The 9,464-nt window shown below is 54.9% G+C and carries 8 protein-coding genes; 7 read left to right on the top strand and 1 reads right to left on the bottom strand.

Going from position 1 to position 9,464, the window contains the following annotated elements:
• The 6 genes from CKO12_RS02120 to CKO12_RS14625 form a co-directional block, all read left to right on the top strand.
• The coding region (locus CKO12_RS02120) for a hypothetical protein (RefSeq protein WP_200153076.1) at positions 1–254 on the top strand (254 nt) is incomplete at its 5' end.
• A gap of 132 nt (positions 255–386) precedes the next feature.
• The gene (gene adk / locus CKO12_RS02115) at positions 387–1,046 is read left to right on the top strand and encodes an adenylate kinase (RefSeq protein ID WP_200153075.1); all 660 of its coding nucleotides are present in this window, start codon (positions 387–389) and stop codon (positions 1,044–1,046) included.
• Positions 1,047–1,164: 118 nt separating this feature from the next.
• A complete protein-coding gene (gene trxA, locus CKO12_RS02110) occupies positions 1,165–1,530 on the top strand; it encodes a thioredoxin (protein ID WP_200153074.1) in 366 nt (121 codons plus the stop codon).
• 99 nt (positions 1,531–1,629) lie between these two features.
• A complete protein-coding gene (locus tag CKO12_RS02105; protein WP_200153073.1) occupies positions 1,630–3,351 on the top strand; it encodes a SufS family cysteine desulfurase in 1,722 nt (573 codons plus the stop codon).
• A gap of 159 nt (positions 3,352–3,510) precedes the next feature.
• Positions 3,511–5,061, top strand: coding sequence for a methyl-accepting chemotaxis protein (locus CKO12_RS02100; RefSeq protein ID WP_200153072.1), 1,551 nt, complete (start codon positions 3,511–3,513; stop codon positions 5,059–5,061).
• The gene (locus CKO12_RS14625; RefSeq protein ID WP_207146219.1) at positions 5,062–5,232 is read left to right on the top strand and encodes a hypothetical protein; all 171 of its coding nucleotides are present in this window, start codon (positions 5,062–5,064) and stop codon (positions 5,230–5,232) included.
• A gap of 37 nt (positions 5,233–5,269) precedes the next feature.
• On the opposite strand, the gene CKO12_RS02095 is transcribed toward CKO12_RS14625, so the two are convergent.
• Positions 5,270–5,620 carry a hypothetical protein gene (locus CKO12_RS02095; RefSeq protein WP_200153071.1) on the bottom strand — a complete coding sequence of 117 codons (351 nt, stop codon included), beginning with the start codon at positions 5,618–5,620 and terminating at the stop codon, positions 5,270–5,272.
• Positions 5,621–5,884: 264 nt separating this feature from the next.
• Between CKO12_RS02095 and CKO12_RS02090 the strand changes: the two genes are divergently transcribed.
• Positions 5,885–9,457, top strand: coding sequence for an ATP-binding protein (locus tag CKO12_RS02090; protein WP_200153070.1), 3,573 nt, complete (start codon positions 5,885–5,887; stop codon positions 9,455–9,457).
• Positions 9,458–9,464: the final 7 nt, after the last annotated feature.

Raw genomic sequence — 9,464 nt, 5'->3', positions numbered from 1 at the left:
AAGCGGTGCTTATAGAAGGCAAAAAAATCTGGTTGGCGTATTTCGCCCAGCGCGATCATCATGCCGTGCGCAGTGCATTAAAACTCAATCGCGCTGATGTCGGTTGGTATCAACTCCGCACCGCTGTGAAAAAACGCAATGAGCGCAGTAATCAAGTGCCGGTGCGTTTTGCGGCGTTTGAATTGGCATATAAAACCTTGACCGAGAAATTGCAGCCGCTGGTGTATGAATTGGGCTTTTTGCGTTGCTCGTAAGGCAATGAAAAACGCTATTATTGCTCAACGCTGATTCTGCAATCGTCACGCGAGATTGCGCTCTTTTACAAAACGCGCTGTTTTCTGTGGCACAATTTCAACACAATCAACAACTGCAAGGAGAACACGGTCGTGCGCATCATTCTGTTAGGTGGTCCCGGCGCTGGTAAAGGCACGCAAGCGGGTTTCATCAAAGCCCATTTTCAGATTCCGCAGATTTCAACCGGCGACATGCTCCGCGCTCACGTCAAAGCCGGCACCGAGCTGGGGATGGCGGCTAAGAAAATCATGGATGCAGGCGGGCTGGTGTCGGATGACATCATCATGGGCATGGTCAAAACGCGCATCACTGACGCCGATTGCGCCAGCGGTTATCTGTTTGACGGCTTTCCGCGCACCTTGCCGCAGGCGGATGCGCTCAAAGCCGCTGGCGTCAGCATTGATGCAGTGGTGGAAATCGCGGTGCCAGATGAGGAAATCATCCGCCGCATGTCGGGACGGCGCGTGCATCTGGCGTCCGGGCGCACCTATCACATCGCATTTAATCCGCCGCAACAGGAAGGGCTGGATGATGAAACCGGCGAGCCGTTGATTCAGCGCGAAGATGATCGTGAAGAAACGGTGATGGCGCGGCTGGCGGTCTATCACGAGCAAACCGAGCCGCTGATTGGCTATTACAGCAGTTGGGCGGCGCAAGGCGGTGCGGAAGCGCCAACGTATATCAAGGTTGCAGGTATTGGCACGGTGGATGAGATTCGCGCCCGTATTCTGGAACAGCTTGAAGTGAGTTAATTGGGTTTGGGCTGACGGTATGCGCATTGGTTGCCGCCAGCCTTGAAAACGGATTTATGCGGCGCAACTTGGTTTTTTCATTCACGTTTCATTCCATTGATTACCGAGGTTTTTTAAGATGGCTGTTATTGAACTCACGACCGCAACTTTTGAGCAAGCTGTGCAAAATAACGATTGCGTCATGATTGATTTTTGGGCTCCTTGGTGCGGTCCGTGTCGCTCATTTGCGCCGATTTATGACAAGGTTTCTGAAGATTTTCCTGACGTCGTGTTTGCCAAAGTGAATACGGAAGAGCATCAGGATATTGCCAGCCATTTTCAGATTCGCTCCATTCCGACGCTGATGATTTTCCGTGACCAGATTATCATCTTTTCTCAAGCTGGCGCATTGCCAGAAGGGGGTTTGCGTGAATTATTAACGCAAGCCAAGGCATTGGATATGGCAGAAGTGAAAAAGAGTATCGCTGAACAAGCCGGTCAATAACTGCGTCATTCGCACTTGTGAATGCAGCGCAATTCGCTGCATTCGCGCCAGAATTCCCATCGTTTTTCCCCGCCACTTCCCCGCTCGGTTTAATTCAAAATGCAGCCATTACAATTACTTGATGCCTCAGTGCGGGCGCAATTCCCGTTGTTTACGTCCACTGCGTCCGCGATGCCGCTGATTTATTTGGATAGCGCCGCCAGCACGCAACAGCCGACGGCGGTAATCGCAGCGGTCAGCGATTATCACCGCCAGTCACATGCCAACATTCATCGCGGCGTTTATCAGCTCTCGCAAACCGCGACGCGCTTATATGAAGAAGCGCGGTTGACGGTGGCTCGCTTTCTCAATGCGGCTGATCCGGCGGAGTGCATCTTTACTCGCGGCGCGACTGAGTCGATCAATTTGGTGGCGGCGTGTTGGGGCGCAGCGAATCTTCACGCAGGCGACGAGATCATTTTGTCCACCTTGGAGCACCATTCCAACATCGTGCCGTGGCAGCTCATCGCGCAGAAAACCGGCGCTCAGATTCGCGTGATTCCGATCAATGACGCGGGTGAGCTGGAGCTGGAGGCGTATCGGCAGTTGCTGTCGCCGCGCACCCGACTGGTGGCGGTCAATCAGGTATCGAACGCGCTGGGCACGATCAATCCGGTGCGCGAAATTATCGCGGCGGCGCACGCGGTGGGCGCGGTGGTGCTGATTGATGGGGCGCAGTGGGTGGCGCATGGCGTGACGGATGTGCAGGCGTTAGATGCTGATTTTTATGTGTTTTCCGGCCATAAACTGTACGGCCCGACCGGTATTGGCGTGTTATATGGCAAGCGTCATCTGCTTGACGCGATGCCGCCATATCAGGGCGGCGGCGACATGATTGAGCAGGTCACGTTTGAACGGACGACTTACGCGCCGCTGCCGAGCAAATACGAAGCGGGAACGCCGAACATTTCCGGTGCGGTCGGGCTGGCGACGGCGATCAAATGGGTGGAGGCGCTGGGGCTGGCGCAGATCAGCGCCCACGAACAGGCGTTGTTGCAACACGCGACGGCGCGGCTGAGTGCGATTTTTGGCTTAGAAATCAAAGGCACGGCGGCGCAAAAAAGCGGCGTGGTGTCGTGGGTGGTGGTTGATCCGCCGTTGTCCACGCTCGACATCGGTGTCGAGCTTGACCTGCGCGGGATTTGCATCCGCACCGGTCATCACTGCTGCCAGCCGTTGATGGAGCGGTTGGGAATTGCGGCGACGGCTCGCGCTTCTTTCGGCGTTTACAACAACTTAGATGACATCGACCGGCTGGCGGATGCGCTCACGGAAATTATCGCTGCCGCTCGCGCCAAACAAAGCGCGCAATTAGAAAAAGGTGGTTGGGAAGATTTGAAATTAACGACCGCTGCATCACCGGCAGCGGCAGCGGCTGAAATCGCCGAAGTATTTGAATTTTTACCAGATTGGCCGCAGCGCCATCAATATGTGATTGATTTAGGGGACAAATTGCCGCCAATGCCAGCAGCATTAAAAACAGCGGCAACCGCAGTGCATGGTTGTCAAAGTACGGTGCATATTGCGGCACGGCTTGCGCCGGGCAGCACCGATATGATTGAGTTTTTAGCGGATAGTGATGCAAATTTAGTGCGCGGTTTAATTGCGTTATTGCAGCAGCTTTATTCAGGGCAATCCGCAGCGGCAATTCTGGCATTTGATGCCGAAGCGTTTTTTGCCAGCATTGGTTTAGATCAACATTTAAGCATGTCGCGGCGGAATGGGTTAGCCGCAATGGTGCAGCGGGTGCGGCAATTGGCGCAGCGCGTGGTTATCTCGTAAATCCTCCTTTAATACAAAGCACGCTAAAGCCCCCCTTTGAAAAAGGGGGGTTTGGGGGGATTGGTCAATAAGGCTTTTTATGTTGTCATTCGATAAATTGAGCGAAAAACACAAATGAACATGAGTCTCTCAGCAAAACTCTATTCTATGGCTGCAATCATGGCGGCGCTGGTGATTGTGGGAGCCGTTTCTGGATATTTCGGTATCAAGCACTCGCTTGACAGCTTTTCTAATTTAATGGTCAAGGAAGAGGAACAGGTGAGAGTTGCGCTCAAAGCGCAAGTCTATTATGGAATGGCAGTGCGCGCTTTCAAAAATTATCTCATTCGCAAAGATGCCAAATATACACAGGAGTTCAATCAAGCTGCGGCTGCTATGAAAGCAGAATTAGAAGCGTATGCACGGTTAGCAGATTCTCAAGAAGAAAAAAATGCGATCAATAACGCAAGCAAAACCCTCACAGTGTTTGAACAGGCATTTTCAGAAATGTCGAAGCAACGCGAAATCAATACTGATATTCCCGCTATTGATAAGTTATTTGGACGTCCCGCCGCGCCGGTTTATGATGCGATTCTCGTTTTGGACGGAATTGCAAAAAAAGATTATGAACTGGAATATAAGCGCGTGGAGGCGCTGGCGTTACAAACTGGCGTGGTTTTAATTGTAGGCGGATTGCTTGGGATTGTGTTGATTATAGTCAGCAGTCATTTAATTATTCGGCGCATTTTGCTGGCGGTTCAGGCGGTGACGGCAGCAGCAAAGCGGGCAGCGGAGCGTGATCTCACAATGAAAGCAGAGGTTTTTGGCTCTGACGCAATTGCGATGATGGCACTTGACATCAATAAAATGATGGCAAATCTTGGCATCATCATCGGAAAAATGAATACCACCTCGGTTGCCGTGACGCAACGTTCTCAAGCCTTTTCTGCAACTGTTACCAATATCAGATTGAAAATGAATGAGCAGGCAACAAAGACAGCACATGTTGCCACTTCAGCAACTGAAATGTCTAAATCTATATTAGATATAGCAAGGAATACATCAAACATCGCTATTTCTGCAACCGCGACGCTGCAAACCGCTGATGAAGGTAAAAATGCAGTTGGTAAAACGGTTGCCGAAGTGAGTGAAATTGCAAAAACAGTAATGAGTTTGGCAACATTGGTGCATTCTCTTGGTGATCGCTCTAAACAAATTGGCGATATTGTCAATGTGATTAAAAATATCGCAGCGCAAACGAATTTGTTAGCACTAAATGCCGCTATTGAAGCAGCGAGAGCTGGAGAGCAAGGACGAGGCTTTGCGGTGGTGGCGGATGAAGTAAGAGAATTGGCGGAAAAAACTGCGCATTCAACAGCACAGATTAGCGCGATGATTGGCGCTATTCAAAGCGAAACTGCTGAAGCAGTTAAAACAATGGAAGATGGCTCAAAAAAAGTTGCTTCTGGGGTTGAATTGGCTTCATTGGCTGGTGTCGCGCTGGATCATATACATGAAAAAGTTGCGACCTTGCAGGGTATGGTTCAAGAAATTGCTTCTGCGACCGAGGAAATGTCGGCAGTTTCTAGTCAGATCAGCGGTGACATTAAAGTGATTGCAGCAGCATCACAGGAAACCAGCGTGTCATCGGTCGGGATTCAGGATGCAGCACTTGAATTAAATCAATTATCTTTGTCGATGCAGAACGAGGCAAATTTGTTTAGAATTTGAGTGCGTTTTTTAATTAAGCAAAAAATGCTTTTTCTCTTTGATGAAACCAAGGAAGCGAAAATGTCTGACGATAAACCACTGAGTGCTTCTGCATATCAGCATTCACAAGCGGTGAATTTTGAAAAAAGTTGTCAGTTGTCAGTAAAAAACACGGTTGGCACCGATCACTGACAACCGCCAACTCTTTCACCCCTACTATTTCGCCAAGTCACTGCACCGAATGTATCTCATCATCCTTCAAGAATTGCGCCCCGGTTTCATCTTGGAATTCGCGCAGTGATTCTTCAGCTTCCTGTTCTGACATACCCAAGCGCGTTGCTACGGCATCCAAACGATAAACCGGTTCTCCCGCAGCGGTATAACCATCCGGTTGTTCGGGCATCAAACCCATTTCCACCACCTTGTTGTGCATCATATCCAGAAAAGACTGCGGAGCGGTTTCCAGCATTCGTGCAAATGCCCGCGATGCTTCCGGGGAACCACCCAAACCGCGCTCGACCAATGCTGAGTATTCATTGCCTGCGTCAATAAAGGCGGCGGAAATTTCATCGTTATTCATCGTTGACCTCGGTTGTTGTGGAATTGATGTGATGACGCGCATCAGTGTTGATGAAACTTTGCTATTATAGCAACTTAACACAGTTAATTGAGTGGTCAGTAGCAACTGTTTTTACCGACAACTGACAACTTTTTGCAACTGCGTAACGCTTAAAACAGTAGACCGAATTTTCTGCAACACTGGCTCAAGATCATTTAACGCGGTGACAGCTATGCTAATGCGAACGCCTAAAAAACCCGCCACCAACGCACCTGACTCACGCCAATGAAAATTCTTGATCTGTATTTATCCGCCTTTGGCCCGTTCACCGACCGTCATCTTGATTTGAGTGGCGGCCAGCACGGGCTGCACATCATCTTTGGCGCGAATGAAGCTGGCAAAAGTTCCGCACTCCGCGCCCTGCGGTCGCTGCTGTTTGGCATTCCCAAGTTTACCAGCGACAACTTTCAACATGCTTATCAACAACTGCGCGTTGGTGGGCGCTTGCGTGCTGCTGATGGCACAGAAGTGGAGCTGTTTCGCCGCAAAGGGCAAAAACACACGCTGCGCGATGCCAACGACGCCGTGCTGGCCGATGACACCCTCACCCGCCTGCTCGGAGGCGTGGATGAACGCCTGTTTGAAAGGCAGTTTGGGATAGACCACGACTCCCTCATCAGCGGCGGACAAGCGGTGCTCGCCGAGCGCGGGCGGGAAGCGGAAACGTTGTTTGGTGCCGGTTTAGGAGGCGGCAACGTTCATGCCGTGCTCAAACGGCTGGATCAAGAAGCAACGGAATTATTTTCACCCCGCGCCAGCACCCGCCTGATCAACGCGCAGCTCAGTCAATTCGCGGAGTTAGAACGCCAACAGCGGCAGTTGGTGCTGTTGGGCAGCGCGTGGGAAGAGGCACGGGCGACGGTGCAGGAGCTGCGCCAACAACTGGCGGCAGTGGAGACAGAATTGTTGGCAGCCACGCGCCAGCGCAGTCGTTTGGAGCGCATTCGCCGCACGTTGCCCAATCTCGCCCGTCATGCGCAACTGCTGGCGCAGTTAGCAGAACTGCACGATGTCCCGCCGTTGAGCGCCGACTTTGGTAGCCGGCGCGAAGCGGCATGGAAACAACGGACGCTGGCGCTGGCGAGTCAAGCCAATGCCCAAGCGCGAGCAACGGCGCTGCGTCAGCAGGAAACGGCGCTGGTGATTCAAGCCGATTTATTGGCAGAAGCCGCCGTGATTGATGGGCTGTTGACGCAGTTGGGCAGTCACAACAAAGCCGCCATTGATCGGGTGCGTTTGGAAACGGATCGCCTCACTTGCAACCACCAAGCAGCGGCGTTGCTGGCACACACACATCCGACCGTGCCACTGGCAGCCGCGGGGCAACTGCAACCTCTGCTCCAACATCGGCATCAAGTCACCACCCTCGGCGGACAAGGTGAGGTGTTAGCAGCGGCGTTGGCGCAGACACGGGCGCAGCAAACGCAAACCACTGCGCTGCGCCAGCGCACGGAAGCGGCACTGGCAGCTTTACCGCAGCACATCGCGTGTGATGCCTTGCGTCATGCCATTGCGGAAGCGCGGCGAGCGGGCGATTTAGAGCGGACGTTGACGCAGGCGCAAGCGCAGCAGCAGCGCCATGATGAGGACTGTCAGCGCCAGCTCGCCGCGTTGACTGGCTGGACGGCTGATCTGACGGCGCTGTGCTGTGCTCCGTTGCCGACGGTGGCGACGGTGGAACGCTTTATCAAACAATTTCAAGAGCTTGATAACGCGCAGCAGCGGACTGGCAGCGCCCAGACTGAGGAACGTGCCGAACAGCAGCGGATGATGGAAAGCGTGCGAGCCTTACAACTGCTGGGCGCGGTGCCGACGGAAGCCGAGCTGGAGCTGGCGCGGCAACAGCGAGATGCCCTGTGGTTGCGCTTAAAAACGGGCTGGCTGGCAGGCACGGCGCGTCATGCCAGCGCCAGCGCGACTTCACCGCCGCTGGAGTTCAGTTTGCGGGAACCGGCAGCGCCCGCGCCCAAAAGTGACACCAAAACGGAGCGGTTCGCGCTGGCAGAGCAGGTGGATGCTGCGCTCGCTGCCGTCGATCAATTGGCAGATCGGCTGCGGCGCGAGGTCAAGCGGGTGCATGAGCAGGCCACCGCTACCGCTCGGCTGGAATTCTGTGCGCAGCGGCTGGAGGAATTGGCGCTGGTGGCAGCCGCGCAGCAGGAACGGCGCGAGCACTTGACGCAGGAGTGGCGGGCAATGTGGGCGGATTGTGCGGTGCAGCCGCTGCCGCCGCGTGAGATGTTGCAGTGGCTGACGCAAGCCAATCGTCTGCGTGAAGTGGTCAAACAAGCCGAAGACTGGCGGGCGCAATTGGCAGAATTGCAGACCACTTGCCAGCGACATATCGCGGCAGTGACAGCGGCGCTCACGACGATTGGCACAGCAGCAGTGCCGGCACCGGCGCGGTGGGGGGCGCTGTTGCTGCACGCGGAGGCGCAGGTCGCGGCGTTGCTGGAGACACAACGGCAGCGGATGTTGTTGACGCAGGAATTCACCCGCGTGGATGACAGCGCCCAGCGGCTGGCGACGGAAGTGGCGCAGCGGGAGGCGGATTGGCAGCAGTGGTCGCAAGCGTGGGCGACGTTGATGAGCACGTTGGGATTGCCGCCCACTGCCAGCGCCGCCACTGCATCCGCGCATCTCAACACCCTCAACGATTGTTTGGCGCTGCTGCACGAGGCGGAGCGACTCGCGGGGCGGATTGCTGGAATAGATCACGATGCGCAGACCTTCCGCGATCATGCCAGCGCGGTGTTGAGGCGCTTGGCACCGGATTTGTTGGCGCTGACGCTGGAAGACGGGGTGGCGCAGTTGCATCAACGGCTCGGTCAACAGCGCGAGGAGCGCAGTCGTTTACAGGAAGTGCAGCGGCAATTGGGCGCGGCGCTGGTGGAAAGTGAACAGGCAACGGCTCAACTCCACGCTGCGGAGGCGGTGTTGACGGCGCTGTGCCGGGAGGCGCACTGCGATGATGCGGAAGCGCTGGTGCTCGCCGAGCAGCGTGAGCAGCAGCGCCGCGATTGCCAGCAACGCTGTCTCGAAGTCGAGGCGGCGTTGATAAGTGCCGGTGATGGTTTGGATGTCGCGGCGCTGCGGGCTGAAGCTGGTGCGGTGGACTATGACGCAGTGGCGGCGGAAGTGCTGGCGCTGGAAACGCAGATTGACGGTGATTTACATCCGCGCCAGTTGCAATTGTTCGAGAAGCGGGTTCATGCCGAGCGGGTATTTGCGGAGATGGCGGGCGATCCCGCAGCCGCTGCGTTAGCCGAACAGAGTCAAGCGGTGTTGGCGACGGTGCGCGGTTTGGCGGAGCGTTATGTGCGGGTCAAGCTGGCGGCGCGGATTTTGCGCGATGCGATTGAGGCGTTTCGACGCGCCCACCGCGATCCGCTGGTGGCTTGCGCCAGCAGCTATTTTGCGCAACTGACCTGCGGGGCGTTTGGCGGCATTGAGACGGATTTTGACAGCGCGGATGACCAGCACATTTTGATCGGACGGCGGGCAAATGGTGAACGGGTACCGGTGGAGGGCATGAGCACGGGCACCCGTGATCAGTTGTATTTGGCGCTGCGGCTGGCGACTTTGGAGCAGCAGCACGCTGACGGGGAGCCGCTGCCGTTGATTGTCGATGACATCTTGATTCAGTTTGATGATGCGCGGGCGCAGGCGACGTTGGCGGCGTTGGCGAACTTTGCGGCGACGACGCAGGTGATTTTATTCACCCATCATCAGCAAGTGGTGACGCTGGCGCGGGCGCTTGATCCGAGTGGCGAGCGGGTGTTGGTGCAGTCGTTGTGAGTTTTTA

It is taken from the genome of Chromatium okenii, from assembly GCF_016583745.1.
In the GTDB taxonomy this organism is placed as follows: domain Bacteria; phylum Pseudomonadota; class Gammaproteobacteria; order Chromatiales; family Chromatiaceae; genus Chromatium; species Chromatium okenii.
Note: the sequence above shows the minus strand (reverse complement) of the source record. Positions and strands in the feature narration are given on the sequence as shown.

Excerpts from the sequence above, each read along its gene's own strand:
- CKO12_RS02090 (WP_200153070.1), top strand. The coding sequence starts at position 5,885 with ATGAAAATTCTTGATCTGTATTTATCCGCCTTTGGCCCGTTCACCGAC.
- CKO12_RS02095 (WP_200153071.1), bottom strand. The coding sequence starts at position 5,620 with ATGAATAACGATGAAATTTCCGCCGCCTTTATTGACGCAGGCAATGAA.
- CKO12_RS02105 (WP_200153073.1), top strand. The coding sequence starts at position 1,630 with ATGCAGCCATTACAATTACTTGATGCCTCAGTGCGGGCGCAATTCCCG.
- trxA (WP_200153074.1), top strand. The coding sequence starts at position 1,165 with ATGGCTGTTATTGAACTCACGACCGCAACTTTTGAGCAAGCTGTGCAA.
- CKO12_RS02100 (WP_200153072.1), top strand. The coding sequence starts at position 3,511 with ATGGCGGCGCTGGTGATTGTGGGAGCCGTTTCTGGATATTTCGGTATC.